The organism is Bradyrhizobium genosp. SA-3, from assembly GCF_004212635.1.
GTDB lineage: Bacteria > Pseudomonadota > Alphaproteobacteria > Rhizobiales > Xanthobacteraceae > Bradyrhizobium.
Window position 1 is genome coordinate 1 of sequence record NZ_PSRT01000053.1, and the last position, 26106, is coordinate 26106.

Below are 26106 nucleotides of genomic sequence, written 5' to 3' on the forward strand. Positions count from 1 at the left end.
GGCCGCCGCCCCGGTGGTGGAGGCCAATTCGGCCCCGGCTGCAGCTTCGCCGGCCGCGACCCCCGACGCCAATGACCTCGTGCGCGCCGCGATCGAGCGTCTGCGCAAATCGCCCGAGGGCAAGGCCGCTGAGGCCAAATCGGCCGAGACCAAATCTTCCGAAACCAAGCCCGCTGAAAGGCCGGCGGAGCCTGCGGCACGAGAAGCCGCCCGCATCCCGGAGGCTCCGCGTGTGACCACTGCGGAGCCGTCCCCGGTGCGTCCGCTGCCGCCGCCGATCACGGTGTCGACGCCATCATCCGAGGCCTATGGCAATGGCGGCTCGTCGCCGGTCAACCCGCCCTACACGGCCTCGGTCGGCGGCAATGACGACCCGAATCGGGTGACGCCGCCGGCTGATATTCCCGTGCCGGTGATCGCACCGCCGCTCGATCTGCGCGCCGACGCCGGCGCGCCCACGACCATGCAGCGGCCAAAGACCAATGTCGCCGATGAGATGCTGTCCGGCATGAAATCGATGTTCCACGCCGTTCTGCCGAAGCCCGCCACCCCCGATTAGGACGGCATCTGAGCCGCGCTGTCAGCCGCCGACGCGGGCAAGGCCGCTGCGGGCGGCATCGTCGCGTGGGCGAAGCGAGACCGCCTTGGTGTAGGACGCCGCTGCCTTGGCCCTGTCGCCCAGCCGCTCATAGGCCTGTCCGCGGGTGGTCCAGACCTGGGCGTTGTGCGGATCGGCCTCGGAGGCCTCGTCCAGATCGGCTGCGGCCTCCTTGACCTTGCCGAGCGCGAGATAGCTGGTGGCGCGGCCGAGCAGCGGCTCGACCTTCTGCGGGTTGAGCCCGCTCGCAGCGCTGAAATCGGCAATTGCGAAATCGTGCTGGTTATTGCCCTGATAGATCAAGGCACGGCCATAGAGCGCCTGCGCATTGTAGGGATCGAGCCCGACCGCGCGATTGAACTCGTCGAGCGCAGCTGCGGTCTCGCCTGACTTCGCCAGGGATTGGGCCTTTGCGGTGTGGGCCTGGGCTTCGCCGACATTGACGGCGCTGACCGCGCTTTCGGCGGCCGCAGTCGCCTTCGGCGCCTCCTGAGGCTTCTCCTTCTCCGGCATCAGCGATCCCAGATCGAAGGAGCAGCTGCACAGCGCAATCCCCATCAAAGCCGGCACGAACGGCCGCTGCCAGATCTGGCGCAGCCGCGCCAAGCTGCGCTCGGGGAAAGGGGAGGCCATCTACGGTTCGCTCGCGCTGGTGCCGCATCGGTAGTGCCCCCGTCCCAGAAGAAGGCACCGCTCACAAAACAATAACGCGGGCCAGGGGCCCGCGTCATCGAAAACTGAAGTCTTGCAAGATCCGGTAGATCAGCGCGGTCCGCGCGGACCTGCACCGGGGCCGCCACGACCACCGCGATCACCGCCGGGACCTGCGCCGAACACCGGCTTCGGCTTCATCGGCAGCAGGCCTTCGCGCTGCAGCTTCTTGCGGGCCAGCTTGCGCGCGCGGCGCACGGCTTCGGCCTTTTCGCGGGCCTTCTTCTCGGAGGGCTTCTCGTAGTGACCGCGGAGCTTCATCTCGCGGAAAATTCCCTCGCGCTGCATCTTCTTCTTCAGCGCCTTGAGGGCTTGATCGACATTGTTATCGCGAACGAGAACCTGCACGCGGCATCCTCTTCAGGTGGATCGGATTTGAATTCTGATAAGTCAAAGGGGATGGCGAAACGCGCAAGCCCTTAACCTTGAGCGCGCGGATGTATCAGACAAAACTGCAGATGTCCACCGGCCAAGGGGGATTTTGGGCCAAGTTCGGCCATTAAATGCGGCGAAAATACCTCTGTGCGGCCCCGATTTGGGCGATTCGGTGCCAATGACGGGGCCGTTTCCGGAGCTTTGCTCCGGAAACTTGAAATCAGGGGGACCACACATGGATATGAAAAAATACGCCGCCGAAGCCATCGGCACCTTCTGGCTCACATTCGCAGGCTGCGGCAGCGCGGTCATTGCCGCCGGCTTTCCTCAGGTCGGCATCGGTCTCGTCGGTGTGTCCCTGGCGTTCGGGTTGAGCGTCGTCACCATGGCCTATGCGATCGGCCACATCTCGGGTTGCCATCTCAATCCTGCCGTCACGATTGGCCTTGCCGCCGGCGGGCGCTTTCCGGCCGGCCAGATCCTGCCCTATGTGATCGCCCAGGTGGCGGGCGCGATCGTTGCCGCGTGGCTGCTCTATGTCATCGCGAGCGGGGCGCCCGGATTTGACGTCACCAAGGGCTTCGCGTCCAACGGCTATGACGCGCATTCGCCCGGCCAGTACAGCATGATCGTGTGCTTCCTCACAGAGGTGGTGATGACCATGATGTTCCTGTTCATCATCATGGGCGCTACCCATGGCCGCGCGCCCGCGGGCTTCGCGCCGCTCGCGATCGGGCTCGCGCTGGTGATGATCCATCTCGTCAGCATCCCCGTCACCAACACCTCGGTGAACCCGGCGCGCAGCACCGGTCCCGCGCTGTTCGTCGGCGGCTGGGCGCTGTCGCAGCTCTGGCTGTTCTGGGTCGCGCCATTGATCGGCGGCGCGCTGGGCGGGGTGATCTACCGCTGGCTCAGCGAGGAGCCCACAGGCATCGTCGCAGGCGTGAAGACTGCGTAATCGCTAGAGCATGATCCGGAAAAAGTGTGCAGCGGTTTTCCGGAAAGATCATGCTCAAACAATAACCTAAAGCGCAATGACGATTCATCCTGATCTCATCGCGCTTTAGGGGGATCGCAGCGATTGCTGCGGTCCCCTCAGGTGCCTTTCGTCGGCCTGACTTCGGTGATGTGTCCCATCTTGCGGCCGGGGCGCGGCGTGCCCTTGCCGTAGATGTGCACCGTGGCGCCGGGAACGGTCAGCCATTTGTCGTAGTCATTGATCTCGTCGCCGATCAGATTGGTCATGGTGACGACTTCGCCGTGGCGCACGGGCTTGCCGAGCGGCCAGCCGGCGATGGCGCGGATGTGCTGCTCGAACTGCGAGATGGATGCGCCGTCCAGCGTCCAGTGTCCGGAATTGTGCACGCGCGGAGCGATCTCGTTGACCAGCACCTTCGGTCCGGTGCCGTTGGCGAGCACGAACATCTCGACGGCAAGCACGCCGACATAGTCCAGAGCGTTCGCGATCTTGCCGGCGATGCTGCGTGCTTCCTCGGCGAGCGAATCCGGGATCGGCGCGGGCGCGCGCGATATCTTCAGAATGTGGTCGCGGTGCTCGTTCTCGGTGACATCGAAACACTCGACCTGACCCGCGGCCGAGCGCGCGGCGATCACGGAGATCTCGCGCTCGAACGGCACGAAGGCCTCCAGGATCGCCGATTTGGTGGCGAGGCTGGTCCACACCTTGGCGATGTCGTCGCCCTCGCGGATGATGGCCTGGCCCTTGCCGTCATAACCGAAGCGGCGGGTCTTCAGGACGGCCGGAAGACCGATTCGCACGATCGCCTCGCGCAGCGAGGAAACGGAGGTGACGTCGGCATAGGCGGCCGTGCCGATGCCAAGCCGCGTCACGAAATCCTTCTCGGCCAGCCGGTCCTGGGTGGTCTCGAGGATCTTCCGGTTGGGCAGCACCGGGCGGCGCGCATCCAGCACCATCGCGGCGGCCGCCGGCACGTTCTCGAATTCGTAGGTGATGACGTCGACGTCGTTGGCGAACAGCTCGAGCGCCTCGACATCGGCATATTCGGCGCAGGTCGCATTCAGGACCACGTCGAAGGCCGGGGAATCCGGATCGGGCGAGAACATCTGGCAGCGCAGCCCGAGCCGCGCCGCAGCCATGGCCAGCATCCGGCCCAATTGTCCGCCGCCGAGGATTCCGATGGTGTCACCGGGCTTCAGCGTCACCTGCCTGGCGTCGGTCACGCCTTGTCCTCCGGACGCTCGGCAACCGCCTCGGTCTGCGCCTTGCGCCAGGCGGCCAGGCGACCGGACAGGGCGGGGTCGGACAGCGCCAGCACGGAAGCCGCCAGCAGCGCCGCATTGATCGCGCCGGCCTTGCCGATCGCGAGGGTGCCGACCGGGATGCCGGCGGGCATCTGAACGATCGAATACAGCGAATCGAGGCCTTTGAGCGTCTTCGATTCGATGGGGACACCGAACACCGGCAGTTCCGTCAGCGACGCCGCCATGCCCGGCAGGTGCGCGGCGCCGCCGGCGCCGGCGATGATGACCTTGTAACCCGCCGCCTTGGCGCCCTTGGCGAAAGCGAATAGCCGATCGGGGGTGCGGTGCGCCGAAACGATGCGGGTTTCGGCGGCGACACCGAGTGCGGCAAGCGTATCGGCGGCATGCCGCATCGTGTCCCAGTCCGACTGGCTTCCCATGATGATGGCGATCGGCGCGGTCATGACGTCAAATGTGCCCGGAAAACAGAAAGATAGGCCAGATTAAAGGTTCCGGCCGGCGGCTCGCAAGGCGGTGGCAAGGAGAAGGGAATGCACTATCCTGTCTTGGTGAATCCCCGCAAGCCTTCATTGAGCAGGATGCCCATGAAGAAACCAAAAAGGGCGAGTGCTGCGAAGGCCAAAACGGGCCGAAAGACCAGCGCCAGCCACTCCAAAGCCGCTGCCAAGCGTCCGGCTCGCCCGGCGCGGCGCCAAACGCCGGCCGATGGAGCCACGGAAACCATCAAGGCGACCATCCGCGGCTTGCGGAGCAAGCTCAAGGCGGCGGAGCGGCGGGTCGCGGAGCTCGAGGCGGCCGCTGACACCGATTTCCTGCTCGAGATTCCGAACCGGCGCGGTTTCGAGCGCGAGCTCAACCGTGCCATTGCCTACATGAAGCGCTACCGCGCCAGCGGGGCGCTGATCGTGCTCGACGTCGATCGGCTGAAGCCGATCAACGATTCCTTCGGACACGCCGCCGGCGACGAGGTGCTGAAGGCGGTTGCCGCGACGCTGACGCGGCAGGTCCGCGCCTCGGATGTGGTCGGTCGTCTTGGCGGCGACGAGTTCGTGCTGCTGCTGTGGAATCTCAGCGAGACCGACGCCAAGGCGAAGGCCGCCATCCTCGAGCAGGCGATCGACGAATTGTCATTCACATTTCAGGGCCGGCACGTGGCTGCGGGCGCCTCCGCCGGCGTCGCGCTGTTGGGGGCGCAGTCCGACGCAGGCCGCGCCCTCGAGGAAGCCGATGCCGCCATGTATGTGCGCAAGGCGCACCGGCGTCACGAGCCACGGATCAGGCTCGCCAGCAGCTGATCCTACAGCGTGGCGAGATCTTGCGGCACGTTGCCGAACTTGCGCAGCAGTGTGGCGTCGCCGAATTCGCCGGTCATGGGATCGCCGCTGCGGCTGAACGCGATCGCGCCGATGTGACCGGCACCGCGCGACAAGATTTCGGCGCGCCGCAATGCGGCCGCCGAACTCTGGCACTCCTCTGCGGCGCCCGCGACGGGCGATCCGTCAGCATCGATCAGGAAGGGCATTGCAACGTAGTAGGTCACATCCGACATGGCGTTGCTCCGATGTTGAACTCAGGCGGCGCTGCTCTTGCCCCGCATCTTGCTGGGCGAGGTCTCCGGAATGCAGCCGGCGGAAATCGCCGCCTGCAATTCTGCCAGCTCGGCTTCCAGATATTCATTGGCCATGATCAGCGCCTTGATGGTGCTGCGCAGATTGCCGTCGCACATCGCGATCGCCTGATCGCAGGCTTGTTCATAATGGCTGTTGTCGAGAAGGGCGGTTGCCGACATCTGCGTTGTCCTTCTGCCTTTCCTTGGCGTTTTTCCCTTGGCGTTTTCCCTTGGCCTGTCTGGAGCCGGGACGTTCCGAATGTTCCTATTTTGTTCTTTTCGAGTCAAGCGGATTCAGATACGGCGAGCCGCCGCGAACGACCGGCTCAGGGCTCAGGCGATGATGTCGGGCGTAATCTGGTCTTCGATGAACGCGATGCGATCGCGTAACAAGAGCTTACGCTTCTTCAACCGCTGTAACCGCAACAGGTCGGGGGCGGGCGATTGATGCAGTGCATCGATCGCCGCATCGAGATCTCGGTGTTCCTGCTGCAACCGGGTGAGCTCGGCTTCGAGCTCACGCTCGTTTTCATTGGTCATGTCTGCGGTGGCCGAAAACCGATAGGCGTGAGATCTGGGCTGTGGATGCCCTGTGGAAATTATCGTCCTTGCGCGGCGTGACCGCAAGCGATCTGCGGCCATAGCCCGCCGATCTCCCGCAACATATTTCTGCGAGTCGCCGCGCCGCTACGCAGGCGCATTGATATCATGGATTTTTCTCGCGTGGTTCCTTACTCACGCTTCGTTACATATGAATTTTCAAAAATGACGCCGCGACGACGGATACCCATCGACAGAACGAATCGGTGATGTACAGTCTCTCGTCCGGATCGAATCCTAAGGTTCAACCCTACCGAGGAGGTTTCGAATGACAATTCAGGCACATCTTGTTGAATTGGAACGGAAGCACAAACTTCTCGAAAACGAATTGCACGAAGCTCTCGTGCACCTTTCAACAGACGACCTGCAAATTGTTGAGTTGAAGCGCCGGAAGTTGATGGTCAAGGACCAGATCGAGCGTCTGAAGCAAGGCGACACGCTCCACTAGTGACCCCCGTAACAGCGTAGAGTTGATCGTACCCTTTCAAGCGGGGATGAGTGCCTTTGCGCTCACCCCTGCTGCAATGTGCGTCGTGCAAAATTTGCGCGGCGCCTAGATGTCTGCGAGCTCGGCGACGTGATCGGCGATCGCAAGCGACGACGTCAGTCCCGGCGATTCGATGCCGAACAGGTTGATCAAGCCTGCGACGCCGTGATCGCGCGGGCCCTGCATCAGAAAATCCTGCGTGGCCACCGCCGGCGGCACGATCTTCGGGCGAATGCCTGAATAGCTCGGCATCAACGCCCTGTCGGGCAGCGTCGGCCAGTATTTGCGGATCGCGGGATAGAAGCGCTCGGCGCGTGACGGATCGACCTCGTAATTGATCGTCTCGATCCACTCGACGTCAGGGCCGAAGCGGGCCTGCCCTGCCATGTCCAGCGTCAGGTGCACCCCTAACCCGCCGGGCTCGGGCACCGGGTAGATCAGGTGCGAGAACGGCGCCCTTGCATTGCAGCTGAAGTAATTTCCCTTGGCAAGATAGGCCGGCGGAATCCGGTCCAGCGGCATGCCGTCGATGTTGCGCGCAACCGTCGTTGCCGAGAGCCCCGCAGCATTGACGAGCAGGTCGCATTGCAGTGTCATCGGCGCCTCGCCGCCAGCCTCGATCTCGATACCGCCGGCGGCTGCCTTGGCACGGACCAGTGGCGTGTGGAACGCGAAGGCCGCGCCGGCCTCCTCGGCTTCGCCGCGCAGCGAGAGCATGTAGGCGTGGCTGTCGATGATGCCGGTCGACGGCGACAGCAGCGCGGCGTCACAGGCAAGCGCCGGCTCCAGCGCGCGTGCGGCCTCGCCCGAAAGCAGCTGCATGTCGAGCACGCCGTTGGCCTCGGCATGTGCCTTGATCGATTGCAGCTTCTCAGTCTCTTTCGCGCTGGTCGCGACGATCAGCTTGCCGCAATTTTTGTGCGGGATGCCGCGCTCGGCGCAGTAGCGGTAGAGCGCGTGCTTGCCGCCGACGCACATGCGCGCCATCCAGCTGCCGGCGCGGTAGTAGATGCCGGCATGGATCACCTCGCTGTTGCGTGAGGAGGTGATGGTGCCGATGGCCTCGGCTTCCTCGAGCACGATGACCTCGCGCCCGGCCTGCGCGAGCCGTCGAGCCACCGCGAGTCCGACCACGCCGGCTCCGATGACGACGCAATCGACTTTATCCATGGTCGTGCAGGACGTCCGCTGGAAGCGCCGGTGGCCGCGGCTCTGGAATCGAGGGCGCGCGGCCGTTCTCCGTTAAGGAAGCATTTATCATGTCAGGGCAATTGCCGTATTTCGCGTCAAATTTTTCCGTTGCACATACAGGCGTTTACCCGATCCAAACCCGTGAAGCCAGACAATCCGACGTTGAAATCGCGGGTGGCTGATGGCTGAGAAGAACTGGCACGTGGGCAGCACGCTTCCGATCGCTGTGCAGGCCGTCCTGTGCCTGGCCGGCGCGGTCGCGCCTGCGCGCGCCTTTGCGCTGTCGGACGGCTTCACCGCTCCAGGTGATCTCGCCAAGCTCGATCCCAGCGTGATCTGGGAAGTCCTGATCGCGGGCATCGTCGTCTGCTCGTTCCTCGCCTCGATCGCGCTGTGGATCCATTCCTCGCTGCGCCGAACCAGGCGTTTGCAGTTGCGGCGCAATGCCTTCGTCTCCTCCGCCATGAACAATCTCAACCAGGGCGTGGTGATGACGAATGCGCAGCGGCGCGTCATCTTCTGCAACGACCGCTATCTCGATATCTATGGCCTGACGCGGTCGGATGTCCGGGCCAACATGAATGGCTACGAACTCCTCGCGCTGCGACGCAAGCGCGGGGTGCTCGGCGGCGCCTCCGACGACGAGTTCTACGAGAAGGCGGCAAGCAGCAACGGTTTGATCACCGAATTGCCGGATGGACGGGCCATCCTGGTGAAATTTCACGTGCTGCCGAACGGCGGCTCGGTGGCGACGCATCTCGACGTCAGCGAACAGCGCAGGCTGTCGCAACAGCTCGCCTCCACCAAGCAGTTCCTGGAAACGGTGCTGGACCACGTGCCGGCCTGTGTTGCCGCGAAGAACATCGAGGACGGCCGCTACATCTTCGCGAACACCGCCTATGAGCGCTTCTGGGGCTTCTCGCGGGATCACGTCGTCGGCAAGAAGGCGCGCGAGCTGTTTGTGCCCGCCTCGGCGGCCAGCATCGAGGCGGCCGACCAGGCCGCGCTCAATTCGCCGGACGGCCAGTTCCGCAACGAATTCGACGTCGAGCGTGGCGGGGAGCGGCGCATGGTCGCCTCGATCCGGATCGCGGTCCGCAATGAAAGCAATCGGCCCGGATTCCTGCTGCTGGTGTTCGAGGACATCACCGACCGCCGCTCACTGTCGCAGGAGCTGGAGAGCACCAAGAAGTTCCTCGAGCTCGTGGTCGATAACATCCCGGTGGCGCTGATCGTCGAGCAAGTGAAGGATGGCCGCTATCTGCTCGCCAACCGCAGCGCGGAGACGATTCTCAACCGCAGGCGCGAGGAAGCCACGGGCCTGACCGCCGCCGATATCTTCAATCCCAAGGAAGCCAAGCTGATCATCGCGCGCGACGAGGCCGCGATCAAGAAGCGCGGGATGATCACCGAGGAGCATCCGATCTCCACCAAGGACGGCCTGCGGCTGTTCCTGACCCGCCGCGCCACCGTGCTGAGCGATGCCGGCGAGCCGCAATATCTGATCAAGACCCACGAGGACGTCACCGATCGCCGGCAGACCGAGTCGCGCATGGCGCACATGGCCTATCACGACGGCCTGACCGACCTGCCGAACCGTGCCGCCTTCCTCCAGGCACTGACCCAGATGATCGAGGCCTGCGAAGGCACCGGCGAGGAGTTCGCCGTCCTCTGCGTCGACCTCGACGGCCTCAAGGAGGTCAACGATGTCTTCGGCCACGCGCTCGGCGACAAGCTCCTGATCGAGGTGGCGCAGCGGCTCCAGGATTCGGCGCGCGGCGGCGTGGTGGCGCGCCTGTCCGGCGACGAGTTCGGTCTCATCATCGACGGCAAGCAGCCGGAGGCGGGTCTTGCGCTGGCGCAGCAAATCGCCGAGGCCGTCGCGAAGGAATTCCAGATCGACGGCCGTCCGGTCCGCGCCGGCATCACCACGGGCATGTCGATCTTCCCGCACAATGGCGCTGATGGCGCCTCGCTGCTTGCCAATGCCGGCGCGGCGCTGTTCCGCGCCAAGCAGAAGTCGCGCGGCACGATCAGCCTCTACCAGCCGGAGATGGACCAGCAGATCCGCGATCGCCGCGTGCTGCACCAGGACCTCTCGATGGCAATCAAGAATGGCGAGCTCTCGCTCGCTTTCCAGCCGCAAGGCGCCGCCGGCCACAGCGTCGCCGAGAGCGAGATCATTGGCTTCGAGGCATTGGCGCGCTGGCAGCATCCGGTGCGTGGTCAGGTCTCGCCTGCCGAATTCATCCCGATCGCGGAAGAGAGCGGCCTGATCGTCGAGATGGGCGAGTGGATTCTGCGCGAGGCCTGCCGCGAGGCGGCGTCCTGGCCAAAACAGCTCCAGGTCGCGGTCAATCTGTCGCCGGCGCAGTTCATGCACGGTGACGTGGTCGGGCTGGTCCATTCGATCCTGATCGAGACCGGCCTTGCACCCGGCCGGCTCGAGCTCGAGATCACCGAGGGCGTGCTGATCGAGGACTTCGACCGCGGCCTTGCGCTGCTGCGCCGGCTGAAGGCACTTGGCGTGCGGATCTCCATGGACGATTTCGGCAGCGGCTATTCCTCGCTGAGCTACCTCCAGGCGTTCCCGTTCGACAAGATCAAGATCGACCGCGCCTTCATCATCAATCTCGGCCGCAACCCGCAATCGGCGGCGATCGTGCGCGCGGTGATCGATCTCGGCCACGGCCTCGAAATGTCGATCATCGCCGAGGGCGTTGAGACCCTCGATCAGCTCGCCTTCCTTGCCAAGGAGTGCTGCGACGGCGTGCAGGGCTATCTGCTCGGCAAGCCTCTGCCGATCGGGAAATATGCAGGCCTCGTCGGCCGCGCTGAGGTCATGGAGCTTGCGCTCAAGACCGGCTAATGATGACGGGGCGCTTCGCTCCTTCTCGACGGCCTCATGGCGGATTACGACCTTGCGATCATCGGCGGCGGCCTGAACGGTGTCAGCCTCACGCGCGATGCGGCTGGCCGTGGCCTGAGGGTCATCCTGTTCGAGCAGGGCGATCTCGGCGCCGGCGCGTCGTCGGCGACGCCGCGGCTCATTCATGGCGATCTATCGGTTCTGGAACGGCGCGGGTTCTGGCGGGTGCGGCGGGCGCTGGCGGAGCGCCGGACCTGGCTCAGGATCGCGCCGCATCTGGTCCGGCCGATGCACTTCGTCATCCCCGCCCATTCCGAGGAACGCCCGCCATGGCTGCTGCGTGCCGGCCTGTTGCTTTATGACAGCCTCTCCAGCCGGAATGGGCTGCCTGTCGCGACGACCCTCGACATCACGCATCATCCGGTCGGCAACGCGCTGAAGCGTCCGTTCGGCACGGCGTTCGAATATTCGGACTGCGTCGTCGATGATTCCCGCCTGGTGGTGCTGACGGCGCTCGATGCCGCCGAACGTGGCGCGGCGATCCGGACCGGGGCACGCTGTGTCCGCGCCGACCGAACCGACACCTGGCGGCTTGCGGTGGTCGATCGTGGCCACCGCCGTACGATCACGGCACGGGCCCTGGCCAACGCCACCGGCGCCTGGACGCCGATGGTGGCGGAGACCGTGTTGCGGCAGCCGCAGCCCGCCATGGCCGCCACGCAGATGAGCCAGATCATCGTGCCACGGCTGTTCTATTCCGATAACGTCTACGTGTTCCAGAACAGCGACGGACGACTGATCTTTGCTCGGCCCTTCGAGCGCGACTTCACCCTGATCGGCACGGTCACGCACGACTTCACCGGCGATCCCGCGATCGTGGCGATGCCGGGAGCCGACATCAGCTATCTCTGCGAGGCGGCCAGCCGCTATTTCCGCGAGCGCGTGACCCCGACCGACGTGGTCCGGACGATCTCCGGCGTCAACCTGACGCTGGCGTCCGTGCGGCAACGCGACGGCACGACCCTGTTCCACGCGCACCGGCGCAAGGCGCCGCTGATCACGATGTTCGGCGGCGATATCACGACGTCGCGCCTGCGCGCGGAGCGAGCGATAACGAAGCTGACGCCGTTCTACCCGATGTCGCCGCGCTGGACCGCCGGCGCGGCGCTACCGGGTGGAGATTTTGCCTGGGATCGTTTCGACACCGAGGTCGACCTCGCGCGCGACCGCTGGCGCTTTCTCTCGGAGCCGCAGGCCCAGCGCCTGGTCGCGGCATATGGCTCGCGCCTGCCCGCGGTGCTTGGCGAGGCCAAGACCCGTGAAGAGCTCGGCCCCGCCTTCGGTCCGGAGCTGACCGGCGCCGAAGTACGTTACCTGATGAACCATGAATGGGCGCGCTTCCCCGACGACATCCTGTGGCGCCGCTCCAAGCTCGGCCTGACCATGCCCGCGGCGGATCGCGACGCGCTGGCGGTGTTCATGTCGGATGTGAACGATTCATCCCGAACCGGTTGAGCTCGGGACGATCGGCCGCTAGCGTGCGGCGGAATCGGGGTTGGCAGGGAACATGACGGACGAGTTGCCCAGAACAGACGCCGCGGCCAATGCGGCCAGCGGAGATCAACATCCGGCGGCCGGGCAGCCGTTGCTGCGCATCGAGGGCGTCGCCAAGACGTTCGGGACGTTCCGTGCCGTGGACGGCGTATCGCTCGACATCAAGGCCGGCGAGTTTTTCGCGCTGCTTGGTCCGAGCGGCTGCGGCAAGACCACGCTTTTGCGCATGCTCGCCGGCTTCGAGGCGCCGGACGAGGGGCGCATCCTGCTCGGGGGTAAGGATATCGCGCAGGCCTTGCCGCACGAGCGTCCGATCAACATGATGTTCCAGAGCTACGCGCTGTTTCCGCACCTGTCGGTGCGCGACAACATCGCTTTCGGCCTGAAGCGTGCCGGCATGGCGCGCGCCGACATCGCCTCGCGCGTGGCGGAGATGATCGCACTGGTGAAGCTCGAGGGACTGGAGAAGCGCAAGCCCGATCAGCTCTCCGGCGGCCAGCGCCAGCGCGTAGCGCTGGCCCGTGCGCTGGCCCGCCGGCCGCAGCTCCTGCTGCTCGACGAGCCGCTCGCAGCGCTCGACAAGAAGCTTCGCGAGAGCACGCAAGCCGAGCTGATGGAGCTGCAGCGCCGGCTCGGCATGACCTTCATCATCGTCACCCACGACCAGGAAGAGGCGATGACGATGGCAAGCCGGATCGGCGTGATGAACGCCGGCAAGCTGGCGCAGGTCGCGAGCCCGCGCGAGCTCTATGAGGCGCCGCGCTCGCGCTGGATCGCGGAATTCGTCGGCGACGTCAATTTGTTCGAGGGCGAGTTCAAATTGCGCGACGGTCATCGCCTGGTCATCGCAACGCGCGACGCCGGGACTTTGGTTGCGGCCGAGCCGCGGGAGCCGGTGAGCGAGGCGAAATTGTCGGTCGCGATCCGGCCCGAGAAGGTCAAGCTCTCGCGCCGCGGCCCGGTGTTTGAGGCCGGTCGTGAAACGGCGATCAACAGTCTGGACGGTGTGATCGCCGACATCTGCTATCTTGGCGGCACCACTACTTATAAGGTGAAGCTCGACGACGGCGGAATGGTGCAAGCTTCAGTCGTCAACAGCGCGCGTCTCGACGTCGACGCCTACAGCGTGAACCAGAACGTCGTCGCCTGGTTCACGCCCGACGATTGCGTGGTGTTGCCGTCATGAGCGGACGCCGCATCTTCGCGCGGCCGGCGCGCTTTGCTGCAATCGCACCCTATCTCTGGATGGTGCTGTTCTTCCTGGTGCCGTTCGCCTTCGTGCTGAAGATTAGCCTGTCGCAGACGGCGATTGCGCAGCCGCCTTACGAGCCTGTGTTCGACCTGACGGCGGGATGGGAAGCGCTGAAGACGGCGCTTGCGGCGTTGTCGATCGACAATTTCAGGCTGCTGATCTCCGACGACATCTATGTGTTCGCTTATGTGCGCAGTCTCACCGTCGCCGTCACGGCGACCGTGCTCCTGCTCCTGATCGGCTATCCCATCGCCTATGGCATGGCGCGGCTGCCGAAGCGCTGGCAGGCGGTGGCGATGGTGCTGGTGATCGTGCCGTTCTGGACCTCGTTCCTGATCCGCATCTATGCCTGGATCAACATCCTCCAGCACGATGGTCTGCTCAACCAGATCCTGCTGGCACTGCATCTGGTCAGCCGGCCCATAGTGTGGCTCTCCACCGACAGCGCGATGTATATCGGCATCGTCTATTCCTATCTGCCGTTCATGATCCTGCCGCTCTACGCCACGCTCGCCAAGATGGAGCCGGCGCTGGAGGAGGCGGCCGGCGATCTCGGCGCGCCGCCCTGGCAGGTGTTCTGGCTCGTCACCTTCCCGCTGTCGCTGCCCGGCGTCGGCGCCGGCGTGCTCTTGTGCTTCATTCCCATCGTCGGCGAGTTCGTGATCCCGGACCTGCTGGCCGGCTCCAATTCGCTGATGATCGGCCAGACCCTCTGGCTCGAATTCTTCACCAACAAGGACTGGCCGGTCGCGTCCGCGGCGGCCATCGTGCTGCTGGTGGTGCTGCTGGTGCCGCTCTTGCTGTACGAGCGGCTGCAGAAGCGGCAATTGGAACAGGGGCGTTGAGACGATGCGCAAGGGCTTTCGTCTCTCCCGCTTCAACATCGCCTCGCTCACGCTGGGGCTGGCGTTCCTTTACCTGCCGATCCTCATCCTCGTCATCTATTCCTTCAATGCCTCGCGCCTGGTGACGGTGTGGGGTGGCTGGTCGCTGCGCTGGTATCACGAGTTCTTCAATGACCGCGCCATGATCGAGGCTGCCTGGATGAGCCTGCGGGTTGCGGTCTCGTCCGCGACCATTGCCACATTGCTCGGCACGCTCGCCGCGGTCGCGCTGTCGCGCGGCGAGCGGTTTCGTGGCCGGACGCTGTTCTCCGGCATGCTCTATGCACCGCTGGTCATGCCGGAGGTGATCACCGGATTGTCGCTGCTGCTGCTGTTCGTCGCGCTCAACGCCGAGCGCGGCTTCTGGACGGTGACGATCGCCCACACCACGCTGACGATGTGCTTCGTCGCGGTGGTCGTGCAGTCCCGCCTCGGTTCGCTCGATCGTTCGCTGGAGGAGGCCGCGATGGATCTCGGCTGCGATCCTGTCCGCGCCTTCGTGGCCGTCACGCTGCCGCTGATTGCGCCGGCAATCGTCGCCGGCTGGATGCTGGCCTTCACGCTGTCGCTGGACGATCTCGTGATCGCGAGCTTCACCACGGGCCCCGGCTCCGCGACCTTGCCGATCCGGATCTACTCCGAGGTGCGGTTGGGGGTGAAGCCGGAGATCAACGCGATCTGCACGCTGGTGATCGCCCTGATCGCGGTGGTCATCGTCATCGCCTCGCTCGCCTCGAAACTGTCGAGCTCACAGGGCGAGAGCGCGGCGCCACTGTGAGCCGATCGTCATTGCGAGCGAAGCGAAGCAATCCAGAAATGCCCCCGCGGAAACACTCTGGATTGCTTCGTCGCTACGCTGCTCGCAATGACACGAAGGGCTGCTACGACTTCACCGCACCCGCCGTGAGCCCGCCCACCATGTAGCGGCGGAAGGCATAGTAGACCGCGGCCGGCGGCAGCGCATAGATGAAGCCGGTGGTCATCAGCAGCTCCCAGGGCGAGTCGTCGGCGGCGAGGAAGTTGCCGAGTGCGACGGGGAGAGTGATCTCGCGATCGTTCGAGAGCAGCAGGAACGCGTAGAGATATTCGTTCCAGGCCAGCAGCACCGCATAGGTGCCGATCGCGACCAGCGACGGCATCATCAACGGCAGATAGACCAGGCGGAAGATCTGCAGCGTCGTCGCGCCGTCCATGACGGCGGCCTCGTCCAGCTCGACCGGCAGCTTGTCGGAGGCCTGCTTGAGCACCCAGATCGCATAGGGGCTGGCGATCGTCACCATCGCCAGGATCAGCGACCAGTGATTGTTGAGCAGGCCGTAATTGCCCATGGTGCGGTACATCGGCACGGCGAGGAACGCCGCGGGGATGAAATAGGTGAAGAGCGCGAGGTTCAACACCATGCGTCCACCCGGCACCTTCAGCCGCGAGATCGAGAACGCCGCCGCGGTCGCGATGAACAGGGTCAGCACGCCGACGGACGCTGCGATCAGCGTCGAATTCCAGAACTGGACGTAGAAGTCGCGCAGGAAATAGTGCTGCTGCTTGAACACGATCTCGAAGTTATGCAGCGTCGGGTGATCCGGCCACAGCTTGCCCGAGAACGCGTCCTCCTTCGGGGAGATCGCGAACAGGAACATGTGATAGATCGGGATCATCGTCCACAGGAAGACGGGGATGCCGATCAGCAGCAGCCGCGCTTCGATCGCGACTTCGCGCAAGGAGGGGAGCTTCATCGCGACAACCGTTTCATCATGAAGTACACGAGCGGCAGGACGAACGGCATCGCGCAGACGATCGACGCCATGGCGAGCGAGAGCTGGTCGAGCCGGAGATAGCGGATGCCGAGCGTCGACAGCACATGCGTGAGGTCGGCCGGGCCACCGCCGGTGAGCAGATAGACGCTGTTGAAGTCACCGAGCGTCCAGATCATCGAGAGCAGCGTGCAGGTGACGTAGAGCGTCTGCATCGACGGCCAGGTGATGTAGCGGAATTTCTGCCACCAACTCGCGCCGTCGACCTCGGCGGCCTCGAACAGATCGTGGGAGATCGCAAGACGGCCGGTGATCAGGATCAGCGTCCAGAACGGCAGCGACTTCCAGATGTGCACGGCGATCGCCATGCTCAGCGCCACGGTCGGATCGTTGAGCCAGTTCGGGCCGTCATCGCCTGTGAAGGAGAAGATGAGGTGGTTGATCATGCCCCATTCGGGATTGAGCATGAAGCGCACCGACAGGATGGTCGGGATCGACGGCACCGCCCAGGGCAGGATGAAGATCACCGAGAGCCATTTGATCCAGGTGCGCTGCTGGGCGAAGAAGCCGGACAGGAACAGCGCGATCAGCATCTTGATGTTGATGCCGATGACCAGGAAGATCAGCGTGTTGACCGCGGCGCGCGCGAAGATCGGGTCGTTGTAGAGCGCGACATAGTTCGCTGGGGCGCGCGCCAGCCACAGCCCGTAGCCGACGGGATAGATGACGAAGGCAAGGAAAACGAGCAGATAGGGCGCAAGCAGTACGATGCCCCAGACCTGCGCCGGGGTCAGCCGCGACGACAGGGGCGGGCCGGGGATTGCCTGATCGCCAGAGAGCGTAATCGCCATTCTTTTCGGTCTCTTCAAAGAGAAGCCGGCCGCGAAACGCGGCCGGAGTTGTTCTTACACCTCTCCCCGCAACGCGGGGAGAGGGGCGGATGACTTAACCCGCGACCTGCTTGATGCGGGCGATCAGTTCGTCGACGGCCTTGTCGACGGGAACCTTCTCGCTCACCACCCGGTTCATCGCCTTCGCCCACACGTTCTCGTTGTTGAGGATCGTGAACTTCCAGTTCTTGGTGAAGTCGAATGCGGCGGTGCCGCCCTTGAACTGCGTGTAGACCGCCTTGCGGTGCTTGTCAGCCTGCCAGAACGGACTTTCCTGGCTTTCCTTCGTCACCGGGAACCAGCGGCCGAGTGCGCCCTCGATATAGGGACGGACGTTCTCTTCCTGGAGCAGGAAGCTGATGAACTGCTTCGCCTCGGCCTTGTTCTTGGCCGCGGTGAAGACCAGCCCGGTCTTGACGTCGGAGCGGTAGCGGATGGTCGAACCATCCGGCGCCTTGGGGAAGGACGCCGTGATGATGTCCTGTTCATAGGCCTTCTTGCCGGCGTCGCGCTGCTCCTGGGTGAGGGCCTGGTTCTGTGAGTCCTCGTACCACTTCGCCGCGATCGAGATCGTGAAGTTGTGAGTCATCACGATGGTCTTGTTGTGGAAAGCGACGTTGTTGTCAGGATCCTTCCAGGTCGTCGAGGAGGGCGGCGTGCAACCCTTGATGTAGGTGTCGGTGTAGTCCTTCATCGCCTTGATCAGGTTCTCGCGGACCTTGGGATCATCGACCAGCAGCTTGCCGTCGTCGTCGACCAGCTTGACGTGGTAGGCGTCCATGAAGGTGTAGAACGACTGGAAGGCGTCGGTGGATTCCACGCCCATCGGCTGGCCGACGGCATAGATGCGCTGGCCTGTCGCCTTGCGGATCGCCGGCTGCACCTTGTCGCACCAGAACGTCCAGTAGCCCGTCCAGTCGGTCGGAATGTCGCTCTGCTTGAAGCCGGCCTTCTCCAGCATGTCGTTCCAGATCTGGACGTGCATGCTCTGCTGCTTCAGCGGGAAGCCGTAATAAGCCTTCTTCTTGGTCACATCGTTGTAGAGGATCGACGCATCCAGCGTGTTCTGCACGAACCGGCCCTTGATCGGCTCCATGACATCCGTGAGGTCCTCGAGCTTGCCCTCGTAAGCCCACTTGCCCTGCGCCTGCACGTCATAAGAGTCGGAATAGGCGACATCGGGCACGGTGCCGGCATCGAGCGCGGCGACCGTCTTCGGAATCATGTCCTGGATCGCGTACTGCGACAATTCGACCTTGATGCCGGTCTTGGCTTCGAACTTCTTGATCGTGTCGATCAACGCGTCGTCTTCGGAGCGATAGAAGCCCTTGCCCCACCAAACCGTAATCGTCTTCTGCTGCGCAAAGGCGGGTGCAGTGGCCGCAAACAGCCCAACCGCAGCGACCGCCAATGATACTGCGCCAATAACCTTGGATCTCACGTTTTTCTCCCTCAAACGGCCGGTGTTTTTAACCGGTCGTATAAAACACTAGCGCATGGCGGAAGTCTGATCTAGCGCCATCTTGTCAGACCAATGTCGTGGGGATAGAGCCTCGCGGAGATGCTTAATGCGCGCATCGATCCAATCGCCGCATCAATTCGCGGCAATCAATTCGCCTTGTGCGTTCTGGCTTGGCCTGACCATGCGCGCATACCTGCTCGCCGCTAGCGCAAGACGTTTAAGCGGTATGAGGACTGAACGCAACGCAACCCGCTCGCAACGCAGCGGTGCTCCTACTGCAGGGCGCCAAAATGTCTCTGTGAGCACAGGCGGGTTGATCCGAGGAACTCCGGTTCGACAGGGAAACGGTCTCGCCCCGCTCTGCCGGCGAGCTGTCAGCGTTTCCGCTTCAGGCCCGTCGATCCTGTGTTTGAACCTGCCTCGGCGGATCGGGACCGCGGCTTGCCTTGCCCGCTCGTTCGGGAAGGAGAACGCCATGCCTCGAGCAGCATCTTGAGAAATTGGCTGGCATGAGGGGATAGTGTCGCTCCGCGCCTGCGCACAATTCCGATCGTCCGCGACACTTCCGGCTCGATCAATCGAATGGTGTGAATGATCGGATGGCCGGCGGCTGGCGTCGCGAGCTTCGGTAGCACGGCGATGCCGAGTCCCGCTTCGACGAGGCCAAGCGAACCGGAGAGATGCGCGACTTCATAGGACCAGTTCAGCTGCAGGCCGTGTCGTGCCAGTGCATTGTCGATCAACGCGCGATTGCCGCTGTTGCGACCGACGGTGATGACCCGGTGCGGCACGATCTCCGACCAACTTACCTGTTTGCGCGATGCCAACGGATGGTCATGACGGCAGGCCAGGACGAAAGGATCCTCAACCAGTTTCTCAAATTCAATTTCGGCATGCGAAGCACCAATGAAATTGATGCCGAAGTCGGCTTCGCCGCGCGCGACCGCTTCCAATCCCTCATTGGCACCGATGTCCAGAATCCGGATGCGAATGCGCGGATACGCTTCGGCAAACCGGCCGATCGCTCGCGGCAGGAAATAGAACACTGCTGTCGGCACCGCGGCCACCGAGACCAAGCCTGAACTCCGCGCGCCGATATCCTGGATGGCGAGCACCGAGGTCTCGAACTCGTCGATGAGGCGGCGCACCTTCGGCAGGAAGTCACGGCCCGTCATGGTGAGATTGACGTGGCGCGTCGACCGCTCGAGCAACGGCGCACCGAGGCTTTCTTCCAGCTTCTGAATGCGTCGGCTGAGCGCTGGTTGAGACAAGTTCAGCGCCCTGGCGGTCCGGACAAAGCTTCCCGTCTCCGCGACGGCGATGAACGCCTTGAGGTCGAGCAGTTCTGCGTTCATGGCAAGGCTCCATTATGTCGATAGACGAAATAATACCTCAGATATTTGCATTTCACAAAAGAGTTCGGAGGGAGGATGCTCCGGTCCGGGCGAAGATGTCGCCGAACGGAAGAATTCCATGAATGATCAGATTGCCATTCCCTGTGTGGTCATGCGCGGGGGTACCTCGCGCGGACCGTTTTTCCTGGCCCGCGATCTTCCCGCCGACCCCAGGTCGCGCGACGCGGTCCTGTTGTCGGTGATGGGAGGTGGGCATGATCTTGGAATCGATGGAATCGGCGGCGGCAATGCCGTCATCAACAAGGTCGCGATCATCGGACCGGCAACGGTGCCCGGCGCCGATGTTGACTACCTGTTTGCCCAGGTACGTGTTCGTGAAGGGATCGTCGATACCTCTCCGAATTGCGGAAACATGCTGGCGGCCGTGGGGCCGTTCGCAATCGAGGCCGGCCTGGTCGCCGCGACCGCAGATCGCACCCATGTCCGCATCCACAATGTCAACACCGGCAAGCTGATTGATGCGACCGTTGCCACCCCCGGAGGGCGGGTGACTTACGAGGGCGAGGCGCGGATCGACGGCGTACCGGGAACGGCCGCGCCCATCGAACTGTCGTTCCCTAACGCGGCCGGCGCACGCACCGGTCGCCTGCTGCCGACGGGACGACCGGTCGACCGCATCGAAGGGATCGACGTGACCTGCATCGACGCGGCGATGCCGGTCATGCTGGTCCGCGCGGCGGATCTGGGATGGACCGGCCGTGAGGCACCTTCGGACTTCGCCGACAGCGGCTTCCGCGCGCGTCTCGAGAACTTGCGCATCGAGGCTGGGCTCCGGATGGGTTTTCCAAACTCCGCGACAATGGTGATCCCGAAGCCGGTTCTGATTGCGTCCGCGGGCGAGGCGAAGTTGAACACCCGATACTTCATGCCGCACGACTGCCATAGCGCGCTGGCCGTGACCGGCGCGGTCGCGATCGCGACTGCGTGCCTCACGCCCGGAACGATCGCGGCAGAGATGGTCGGACCGCTGGCGCCGCCGGTGCCGATCACGCTCGCCCATCCCTCCGGCCAGCTCGTGGTTCGGCTGGAGCCCGGCCTGGTCGCCCGAGTGCAGCGGACAGCCCGGCGGATCTTCGAGGGGCACGTCTTCGCCCGCCGGTCGCACGTGCCTCATTCGGTCTTGGCGGCCTGAAGCCCGCCGCCTCCGCAGCCATCAAGAAAATCAGAGCCATGGGAGAAACGAGAATGCACAAGCAAGCGCTGGTTGGACACCCGAACACCGAGGCGCGGAAGCCATTCTACCGGATTCTCTACGTCCAGGTGCTGATCGGCCTCATGCTGGGCGTCCTCACCGGCCATTTCTGGCCTGAATTTGGTGCCGCGCTGAAGCCCTTCGGAGACGGCTTCGTCAAGCTGGTCAAGATGATGATCGCACCGATCGTGTTCTGCACCATCGTGAGCGGCATCAACAGCATCAGCGATTCCCGTGAGGTCGGCCGCACGCTGGTGAAATCCATGGCACTGTTCTACCTGCTGACAGTGCTTGCGCTGCTGGCCGGCCTGATCGCCGTATCGCTGATTCAGCCAGGGGCGGGCATGCATGTTTCCGTCAGTACGCTGGACCCGTCGGTGGCTGCGAAATTCACCAAGCAGGCAGGCGCGACCGGATTTGCGGACTTCATGCTGCACATCATCCCGCATTCGTTCTTTGGAGCGTTTGCCGATGGTGAGGTGCTGCCGGTCCTGCTGATCTCCATCCTGATCGCCTTCGGCCTAAGCCGTGCCGGCGATGGGGGTGTCGTGGTGACAAAGGCAGTCGCCGCGTTCTCTCACGTGCTGTTTGTATCCTTCGGCTTCATCATGAAACTTGCTCCGCTCGGCGCCTTTGGCGCCATGGCGTTCACGGTGGGCCGCTACGGCATCCGCTCGATTGGTTCGCTCGGACTGTTGATCCTGACCTTCTATATCGCCTGCTCCGTCTTCGTGATCGTCGTGCTTGGTACGCTGGCGCGGCTGAACGGCTTCAGCCTGTGGAGGACCATCCGCTACTTCAGGGAAGAACTGCTGATCGTGCTCGGCACGTCGTCGTCGGAGCCGGCGCTGCCTGGCGCGCTGCGCAAGCTGGAGCAGCTCGGATGCCGGAAAGGCGTGTCAGGGCTCGTGTTGCCGATGGGCTACTCTTTCAATCTGGACGGCAGCGCCATTTACCTCACCTTGGCTTCCATCTTCATTGCGCAGGCCTGTGACATTCACCTGTCATGGGGGCAGATCGCGGCGATGCTCGGACTGATGCTGCTGACGTCCAAGGGGGCGGCCGGCGTCACCGGCAGCGGCTTCGTCGCGCTTGTCGCGACCCTCTCGGTCATGCCGGATTTGCCCGTGACCGGCGTGGCGCTGCTTGTTGGCATCGACCGCTTCATGTCGGAGGCTCGGGCGCTGACCAGCATGATCAGCAACTGTGTCGCGTCCATCACCGTTTCGCTGTGGGAGGACGCCTGTGACCGCGAGGTGCTGGCCCGTGAACTGGGACAGAGCGGCACTGTCACGGCCGCGGCCGGGACGAAGATCGGGGAGGCAGCGCTGGTGCGGGAGGACAAGAGCTGGATCTCGACGACGCAATCCGCCGCCTGACGACCGCGTTTGCATGAAATCGATTGCAGTATTCGGCTGCCAAATCGAGCCCGTGGCCCGCAGGCTGCCGACCCCTAAGAGAGCGACGTTGATCACTCTAGTTGGATTTGGCGCTGTCCTTCGCATTCTCCGCCGTCGGCGATCCATCCTGCGCGGGGCGCTTTCCGCCCCCGGTGATGCGCTGCTTCAGGAGATCGAGGAAGGGAGAAGCCGCAGGCGACTGCCGGATCAAGCTTTCGGGGTCGGGGAAGATCAGGGGATCGTCCCAGGGCCCCTGCACCATGAAGGGCAATTGAAAGCCGGACGTGGTGTTGAGGCTCGCCACGCCCTTCATGTCGTATTCGCGCGTCGGCACCGAGGCGGTGCCGGTCAGCGTGATCTTCGCCGCGGGCCCTTCGATGCGGATGTCCTCGGCGGTCGCGATCCCGTCGGCGAATTTCACCGCGATGGTGAGATTGTTATAAGGGGTCGAGCCGTTGCGGAAATTGCCGCCGCCGGACAGCGGCCGCCGCTCCAGACGCTTCAGCAGTTGCTCAGCGTTGAAGCCCGCGATCGCGCCGTCATGCCCGGTGACGGTGGCGTTGCCGTCGAGCGACTGCACGAGGCCGAACGGGCTCGAGCCTGAAGCGAACAGCGACACGTTGATGTTGCCGCGGCCGGACAGCTTGTTGACCCCGAACAGCTCGGAGGCGCAGGCCTGCAGATCGACATCGGTGAACTGGAATTGAGCCTTGATGTCGGCGACGCTGTCGGCGCGCGCGATGCCGAACGAGCCTTTGGCGATGCCGCCAAAGATCTGGGCCTCGCCCACCGAGAGCGCCAGCGTGCCGTTGCGCAAATTGGCGCCGATCGCGGTGCGACCGAGCTTCGACGGGCCGACCGTCAGCTTTGCCGCCGATAGGCGCATGTCGAGATCGGTGGTCGACAATCCGTTGAGATCGAACAGCTGTCTGTTCCAGTCGCGCGCTCCGCTCGCGAGCAGGCGGAAGGTCGAGATATAAGGCGTGAAGTCGAGCGCGTCGGCGGCGAGCGTCGCCTGGAGGGTCTGCCGACCGTTATTGGCGTAGGTCATGACGCCCTCGGCGGTATTGCCGTCGAGCTCGACATTGACGTTAGTGAGCGCGATCGAGGCACCCACGACGTTGGCGCGCGCCTTCAGCGCGAAACGGCCGAAGCCGCCGCTGCCCGGCTGCGGCTGTCCGGTCCAGCGCAGGGCGTTGCGCAAGGACGGGCTGTCGATGGTGAGGGTGCCTTCCATCATCGGGCTGGTGCGGTTGGCGACGCTGCCGTCGAAGGCGAGCTTGAGCGGCGCGCTCGCGATCCGCGCCTTCAACCCCGACCGCTCGCCGGAGAGGGCGGCGACGAAATCGGAAAAGCTGATCGAGCCGTCGACGCGCTCGCCGCGCCAGTCGAACTGTCCGGTCGCGGCAAAGGAGCGCGAGATCGAGGGCCAGGCCAGCGACAGGTCGATGTCCTCGAGCTTCTCGGTGGCGTGCGTGGCGGAGTCCTCGTAATTGAGTACGCCGTCCTGGATCCTGATCTCGGAGAACGACACCTGGTTGTCGGCGCCGGGCTTCATGGTGCGTGCAATGGTCTGGATGAAGGGTGTCCAGTTGCTCTCGCCGTCCGGCTTCAGGCTGACATGGATGCGCGGCCGCAGCAGCGCCAGGTCGGCGATCTCGAATCGTTGCAGCAGCAGCGGCAGCAGCCGCAAATTGGCGGTGAGCACGTCGACATGGAGCGCGGGATCGTTGGCACCGCCGCCCTTGAGACCGACGTCGCGGAAGGAGATGTAGCTCGCCGGCAGGACCGAAATGTCGATATTGCCTGCGACACTGAGCTCCAGCCCGGTCACGTCGCGGATCTGCGCTTCCACCGCCTTGCGCAGCGCGTCACGGTTGATGAGCCAGGAGGTCGCGATCAGGGCTATCAGCGCCACGCCGAGCAGCGCCGCGATCGGCGTCCCGAGGCGCTTCATTCCTTGGGCCATGGTCAATGGCATGTCCTGATCGGGTTGGTCGTTGGAGCCAGAAGGGCGGGTCGGGAAACCTGCGTGCCCACGCCCAACCCCCGCAACTTGATGGGTTTTCTTGTCGCTTTCAAGGCCGCGGGCGATTCTGCCCACGGCGTGGGCAGCTTCTATCACCCGGGGGCGGAACGGAGAACCCCGTATCATTGACGGCCTCGGAGAATTTCGCCTAATAATCGCCGCCAATAAGGCGCGACGCCCGCAAGCCGAAGGTTCAGTCGAAGGTCATTTGCATGAACAAGGTCTATCCCGACGCCAAGTCGGCTCTCGACGGCATTCTCAAAGACAACATGATGATCATGTCGGGCGGCTTCGGCCTCTGCGGCATCGCCGAGGAGCTGTCGGACGCGATCCGCGAGGCCGGCGTCAAGGGCCTGACGGTGGTCTCCAACAATGCCGGCGTCGACGGCATCGGGCTCAGCCGCCTCTTGGAAACCCGTCAGATCAAGAAGATGATCTCGTCCTATGTCGGCGAGAACAAGCTGTTCGCCCAGCAATTCCTCGCCGGCGAGCTGGAACTCGAATTCAATCCGCAGGGCACGCTGGCGGAGCGCATTCGCGCCGGTGGCGCAGGCATCCCAGCCTTCTACACCAAGACCGGCGTCGGCACGCTGATCGCCGAAGGCAAGGAAGTGAAGGAGTTCGACGGCGAGAAGTATCTGATGGAGCGCGGCCTGTTCGCCGACCTCGCCATCGTGCATGCCTGGAAGGGCGACACCGCCGGCAACCTCATCTACCGCAAGACCGCGCGCAACTTTAACCCGATGATGGCGACCGCCGCCAAGATCACCGTGGCCGAGGTCGAGCATCTGGTTCCGGCCGGCGAACTCAATCCCGACCACATCCACACGCCCGGCATTTTCGTGAAGCGCATCGTCGAGGTCGGCACGGCCAAGAAGCGCATCGAATTCCGCAACACCCGCCCGCGCACGGCAGCTTGAGATCAGGAGAGCGATATGGCCTGGACCCGTGAACAGATGGCCGCGCGCGCCGCGAAGGAACTGCGCGACGGCTATTACGTCAATCTCGGCATCGGCATTCCGACGCTGGTCTCGAACTACATCCCCGACGGCATGGACGTCAGCCTGCAGAGCGAGAACGGCATGCTCGGCATGGGCCCGTTCCCCTATGAAGACGAGGTGGATGCGGACCTGATCAACGCCGGCAAGCAGACCGTGAGCGAGCTGCCCTCGACGTCCTATTTCTCGAGCGCCGATTCCTTCGGGATGATCCGCGGCGGCCACATGGATCTGTCGATCCTCGGCGCGATGCAGGTGGCCCAGAACGGCGACCTCGCCAACTGGATGATCCCCGGCAAGATGGTCAAGGGCATGGGCGGCGCGATGGACCTCGTCGCCGGCGTCAAGCGCGTCGTCGTGGTGATGGAGCATTCCGCCAAGGACGGTCCGAAGCTCTTGAAGCAGTGCAACCTGCCGCTCACCGGCGAGCGCGTGGTCGACATGGTGGTCACCGATCTTGCCGTCTTCACCATCGACAAGCACGGCGACGGCGGCATGGCCCTGATCGAGCTCGCCGACGGCGTCTCGCTCGACGAGGTCAAGGCCAAGACCGAAGCCGAATTCCGCGTCGCGCTGAAGAACACCTGAGGCTTCG

Annotated in this window: 25 protein-coding genes and 1 pseudogene; 13 read left to right on the forward strand and 13 right to left on the reverse strand. The window is 64.0% G+C overall.

Features of this window, described 5'->3' with window-relative positions; genetic code table 11:
* Positions 1–559, forward strand: a pseudogene (locus CWO91_RS19680) (hypothetical protein); the annotation flags it as partial.
* Positions 560–580: 21 nt separating this feature from the next.
* Here the strand turns inward: CWO91_RS19680 and CWO91_RS19685 are convergent.
* Together CWO91_RS19685 and rpsU are read right to left on the reverse strand one after the other, a co-directional pair.
* A complete protein-coding gene (locus tag CWO91_RS19685) occupies positions 581–1231 on the reverse strand; it encodes a tetratricopeptide repeat protein (RefSeq protein WP_130215460.1) in 651 nt (216 codons plus the stop codon).
* Between the two features lie 129 nt (positions 1232–1360).
* Positions 1361–1657 carry a 30S ribosomal protein S21 gene (gene rpsU / locus CWO91_RS19690; RefSeq protein WP_008546194.1) on the reverse strand — a complete coding sequence of 99 codons (297 nt, stop codon included), beginning with the start codon at positions 1655–1657 and terminating at the stop codon, positions 1361–1363.
* 262 nt (positions 1658–1919) lie between these two features.
* Between rpsU and aqpZ the strand changes: the two genes are divergently transcribed.
* The gene (aqpZ, locus tag CWO91_RS19695) at positions 1920–2642 is read left to right on the forward strand and encodes an aquaporin Z (RefSeq protein WP_130215462.1); all 723 of its coding nucleotides are present in this window, start codon (positions 1920–1922) and stop codon (positions 2640–2642) included.
* Between the two features lie 137 nt (positions 2643–2779).
* Here aqpZ and CWO91_RS19700 read toward each other — a convergent pair whose 3' ends face one another.
* Positions 2780–3886 (reverse strand): 5-(carboxyamino)imidazole ribonucleotide synthase, encoded by a 1107-nt coding sequence (locus CWO91_RS19700; RefSeq protein ID WP_130215464.1) that lies wholly within the window; start codon positions 3884–3886, stop codon positions 2780–2782.
* Positions 3883–4371 carry a 5-(carboxyamino)imidazole ribonucleotide mutase gene (gene purE, locus CWO91_RS19705; protein ID WP_130215466.1) on the reverse strand — a complete coding sequence of 163 codons (489 nt, stop codon included), beginning with the start codon at positions 4369–4371 and terminating at the stop codon, positions 3883–3885. Before purE ends, CWO91_RS19700 begins: the two co-directional genes overlap by 4 nt.
* Before the next feature lie 141 nt (positions 4372–4512).
* On the opposite strand from purE, the gene CWO91_RS19710 reads away from it, so the two are divergent.
* Positions 4513–5223 (forward strand): GGDEF domain-containing protein, encoded by a 711-nt coding sequence (locus tag CWO91_RS19710; RefSeq protein ID WP_165405561.1) that lies wholly within the window; start codon positions 4513–4515, stop codon positions 5221–5223.
* A 2-nt stretch (positions 5224–5225) separates the two neighbouring features.
* Here the strand turns inward: CWO91_RS19710 and CWO91_RS19715 are convergent, their stop codons facing one another.
* The 3 genes from CWO91_RS19715 to CWO91_RS19725 form a co-directional block, all read right to left on the reverse strand.
* Positions 5226–5477, reverse strand: coding sequence for a hypothetical protein (locus tag CWO91_RS19715; RefSeq protein WP_128936481.1), 252 nt, complete (start codon positions 5475–5477; stop codon positions 5226–5228).
* A 21-nt stretch (positions 5478–5498) separates the two neighbouring features.
* Positions 5499–5717, reverse strand: a complete 219-nt coding sequence (locus tag CWO91_RS19720; RefSeq protein ID WP_130215470.1) for a hypothetical protein — start codon at positions 5715–5717, stop codon at positions 5499–5501.
* 153 nt (positions 5718–5870) lie between these two features.
* Positions 5871–6077: a YdcH family protein gene (locus tag CWO91_RS19725; RefSeq protein ID WP_100234445.1), complete on the reverse strand. Its 207-nt coding sequence runs from the start codon at positions 6075–6077 to the stop codon at positions 5871–5873.
* 328 nt (positions 6078–6405) lie between these two features.
* Here CWO91_RS19725 and CWO91_RS19730 point away from each other — a divergent pair, with 328 nt between their 5' ends.
* Positions 6406–6585, forward strand: coding sequence for a YdcH family protein (locus tag CWO91_RS19730; RefSeq protein WP_025034152.1), 180 nt, complete (start codon positions 6406–6408; stop codon positions 6583–6585).
* 105 nt (positions 6586–6690) lie between these two features.
* Here the strand turns inward: CWO91_RS19730 and CWO91_RS19735 are convergent, their stop codons facing one another.
* The gene (locus tag CWO91_RS19735) at positions 6691–7794 is read right to left on the reverse strand and encodes an NAD(P)/FAD-dependent oxidoreductase (protein WP_130215472.1); all 1104 of its coding nucleotides are present in this window, start codon (positions 7792–7794) and stop codon (positions 6691–6693) included.
* Between the two features lie 202 nt (positions 7795–7996).
* On the opposite strand from CWO91_RS19735, the gene CWO91_RS19740 reads away from it, so the two are divergent.
* Genes CWO91_RS19740 through CWO91_RS19760 form a run of 5 tightly spaced genes read left to right on the forward strand, consistent with a single transcriptional unit; the run spans position 7997 to position 15152 of the window.
* Entirely contained in the window at positions 7997–10684 is a 2688-nt protein-coding gene (locus CWO91_RS19740; protein WP_130215474.1) for a sensor domain-containing protein, read from the forward strand.
* 36 nt (positions 10685–10720) lie between these two features.
* Positions 10721–12199, forward strand: a complete 1479-nt coding sequence (locus CWO91_RS19745) for a glycerol-3-phosphate dehydrogenase (RefSeq protein WP_130215476.1) — start codon at positions 10721–10723, stop codon at positions 12197–12199.
* 52 nt (positions 12200–12251) lie between these two features.
* Positions 12252–13424, forward strand: a complete 1173-nt coding sequence (locus CWO91_RS19750) for an ABC transporter ATP-binding protein (RefSeq protein WP_130215478.1) — start codon at positions 12252–12254, stop codon at positions 13422–13424.
* Positions 13421–14335, forward strand: coding sequence for an ABC transporter permease (locus tag CWO91_RS19755; protein ID WP_130215480.1), 915 nt, complete (start codon positions 13421–13423; stop codon positions 14333–14335). The genes CWO91_RS19750 and CWO91_RS19755 overlap by 4 nt, the downstream gene beginning before the upstream one ends.
* 4 nt (positions 14336–14339) lie before the next feature.
* Positions 14340–15152, forward strand: coding sequence for an ABC transporter permease (locus CWO91_RS19760; RefSeq protein ID WP_130215482.1), 813 nt, complete (start codon positions 14340–14342; stop codon positions 15150–15152).
* Between the two features lie 103 nt (positions 15153–15255).
* On the opposite strand, the gene CWO91_RS19765 is transcribed toward CWO91_RS19760, so the two are convergent.
* The 4 genes from CWO91_RS19765 to CWO91_RS19780 all read right to left on the reverse strand — a co-directional run bounded on the left by CWO91_RS19765 (position 15256) and on the right by CWO91_RS19780 (position 19832).
* Positions 15256–16107: a carbohydrate ABC transporter permease gene (locus CWO91_RS19765; RefSeq protein ID WP_091888255.1), complete on the reverse strand. Its 852-nt coding sequence runs from the start codon at positions 16105–16107 to the stop codon at positions 15256–15258.
* A complete protein-coding gene (locus CWO91_RS19770; protein WP_130215484.1) occupies positions 16104–16976 on the reverse strand; it encodes a carbohydrate ABC transporter permease in 873 nt (290 codons plus the stop codon). Before CWO91_RS19770 ends, CWO91_RS19765 begins: the two co-directional genes overlap by 4 nt.
* A gap of 94 nt (positions 16977–17070) precedes the next feature.
* On the reverse strand, positions 17071–18456 hold the full coding sequence (locus CWO91_RS19775; RefSeq protein ID WP_130215486.1) for an ABC transporter substrate-binding protein: 1386 nt from the start codon (positions 18454–18456) through the stop codon (positions 17071–17073).
* Positions 18457–18851: 395 nt separating this feature from the next.
* Positions 18852–19832, reverse strand: coding sequence for a LysR family transcriptional regulator (locus CWO91_RS19780; RefSeq protein ID WP_130215488.1), 981 nt, complete (start codon positions 19830–19832; stop codon positions 18852–18854).
* 118 nt (positions 19833–19950) lie between these two features.
* Here CWO91_RS19780 and CWO91_RS19785 point away from each other — a divergent pair, with 118 nt between their 5' ends.
* Both CWO91_RS19785 and dctA read left to right on the forward strand, forming a co-directional pair.
* Positions 19951–21024 (forward strand): 4-oxalomesaconate tautomerase, encoded by a 1074-nt coding sequence (locus CWO91_RS19785; RefSeq protein ID WP_130215490.1) that lies wholly within the window; start codon positions 19951–19953, stop codon positions 21022–21024.
* A gap of 53 nt (positions 21025–21077) precedes the next feature.
* Positions 21078–22463, forward strand: a complete 1386-nt coding sequence (gene dctA, locus CWO91_RS19790) for a C4-dicarboxylate transporter DctA (protein ID WP_130215492.1) — start codon at positions 21078–21080, stop codon at positions 22461–22463.
* 97 nt (positions 22464–22560) lie between these two features.
* Here dctA and CWO91_RS19795 read toward each other — a convergent pair whose 3' ends face one another.
* Positions 22561–24453 (reverse strand): AsmA family protein, encoded by a 1893-nt coding sequence (locus tag CWO91_RS19795; RefSeq protein ID WP_165405564.1) that lies wholly within the window; start codon positions 24451–24453, stop codon positions 22561–22563.
* A gap of 272 nt (positions 24454–24725) precedes the next feature.
* Between CWO91_RS19795 and CWO91_RS19800 the strand changes: the two genes are divergently transcribed.
* Both CWO91_RS19800 and CWO91_RS19805 read left to right on the forward strand, forming a co-directional pair.
* Complete coding sequence (locus CWO91_RS19800; protein WP_130215496.1) at positions 24726–25433, forward strand: CoA transferase subunit A; 708 nt, start codon at positions 24726–24728, stop codon at positions 25431–25433.
* Between the two features lie 15 nt (positions 25434–25448).
* Positions 25449–26099 (forward strand): CoA transferase subunit B, encoded by a 651-nt coding sequence (locus CWO91_RS19805; protein ID WP_018641532.1) that lies wholly within the window; start codon positions 25449–25451, stop codon positions 26097–26099.
* Positions 26100–26106 lie beyond the last annotated feature (7 nt).

Coding starts and splice junctions, on each gene's coding strand:
- CWO91_RS19685 (WP_130215460.1), bottom strand. CDS start 1,231: ATGGCCTCCCCTTTCCCCGAGCGCAGCTTGGCGCGGCTGCGCCAGATC.
- aqpZ (WP_130215462.1), top strand. CDS start 1,920: ATGGATATGAAAAAATACGCCGCCGAAGCCATCGGCACCTTCTGGCTC.
- purE (WP_130215466.1), bottom strand. CDS start 4,371: ATGACCGCGCCGATCGCCATCATCATGGGAAGCCAGTCGGACTGGGAC.
- CWO91_RS19710 (WP_165405561.1), top strand. CDS start 4,513: ATGAAGAAACCAAAAAGGGCGAGTGCTGCGAAGGCCAAAACGGGCCGA.
- CWO91_RS19715 (WP_128936481.1), bottom strand. CDS start 5,477: ATGTCGGATGTGACCTACTACGTTGCAATGCCCTTCCTGATCGATGCT.
- CWO91_RS19720 (WP_130215470.1), bottom strand. CDS start 5,717: ATGTCGGCAACCGCCCTTCTCGACAACAGCCATTATGAACAAGCCTGC.
- CWO91_RS19725 (WP_100234445.1), bottom strand. CDS start 6,077: ATGACCAATGAAAACGAGCGTGAGCTCGAAGCCGAGCTCACCCGGTTG.
- CWO91_RS19730 (WP_025034152.1), top strand. CDS start 6,406: ATGACAATTCAGGCACATCTTGTTGAATTGGAACGGAAGCACAAACTT.
- CWO91_RS19735 (WP_130215472.1), bottom strand. CDS start 7,794: ATGGATAAAGTCGATTGCGTCGTCATCGGAGCCGGCGTGGTCGGACTC.
- CWO91_RS19740 (WP_130215474.1), top strand. CDS start 7,997: ATGGCTGAGAAGAACTGGCACGTGGGCAGCACGCTTCCGATCGCTGTG.
- CWO91_RS19745 (WP_130215476.1), top strand. CDS start 10,721: ATGGCGGATTACGACCTTGCGATCATCGGCGGCGGCCTGAACGGTGTC.
- CWO91_RS19750 (WP_130215478.1), top strand. CDS start 12,252: ATGACGGACGAGTTGCCCAGAACAGACGCCGCGGCCAATGCGGCCAGC.
- CWO91_RS19755 (WP_130215480.1), top strand. CDS start 13,421: ATGAGCGGACGCCGCATCTTCGCGCGGCCGGCGCGCTTTGCTGCAATC.
- CWO91_RS19760 (WP_130215482.1), top strand. CDS start 14,340: ATGCGCAAGGGCTTTCGTCTCTCCCGCTTCAACATCGCCTCGCTCACG.
- CWO91_RS19765 (WP_091888255.1), bottom strand. CDS start 16,107: ATGAAGCTCCCCTCCTTGCGCGAAGTCGCGATCGAAGCGCGGCTGCTG.
- CWO91_RS19770 (WP_130215484.1), bottom strand. CDS start 16,976: ATGGCGATTACGCTCTCTGGCGATCAGGCAATCCCCGGCCCGCCCCTG.
- CWO91_RS19780 (WP_130215488.1), bottom strand. CDS start 19,832: ATGAACGCAGAACTGCTCGACCTCAAGGCGTTCATCGCCGTCGCGGAG.
- CWO91_RS19785 (WP_130215490.1), top strand. CDS start 19,951: ATGAATGATCAGATTGCCATTCCCTGTGTGGTCATGCGCGGGGGTACC.
- dctA (WP_130215492.1), top strand. CDS start 21,078: ATGCACAAGCAAGCGCTGGTTGGACACCCGAACACCGAGGCGCGGAAG.
- CWO91_RS19795 (WP_165405564.1), bottom strand. CDS start 24,453: ATGGCCCAAGGAATGAAGCGCCTCGGGACGCCGATCGCGGCGCTGCTC.
- CWO91_RS19800 (WP_130215496.1), top strand. CDS start 24,726: ATGAACAAGGTCTATCCCGACGCCAAGTCGGCTCTCGACGGCATTCTC.
- CWO91_RS19805 (WP_018641532.1), top strand. CDS start 25,449: ATGGCCTGGACCCGTGAACAGATGGCCGCGCGCGCCGCGAAGGAACTG.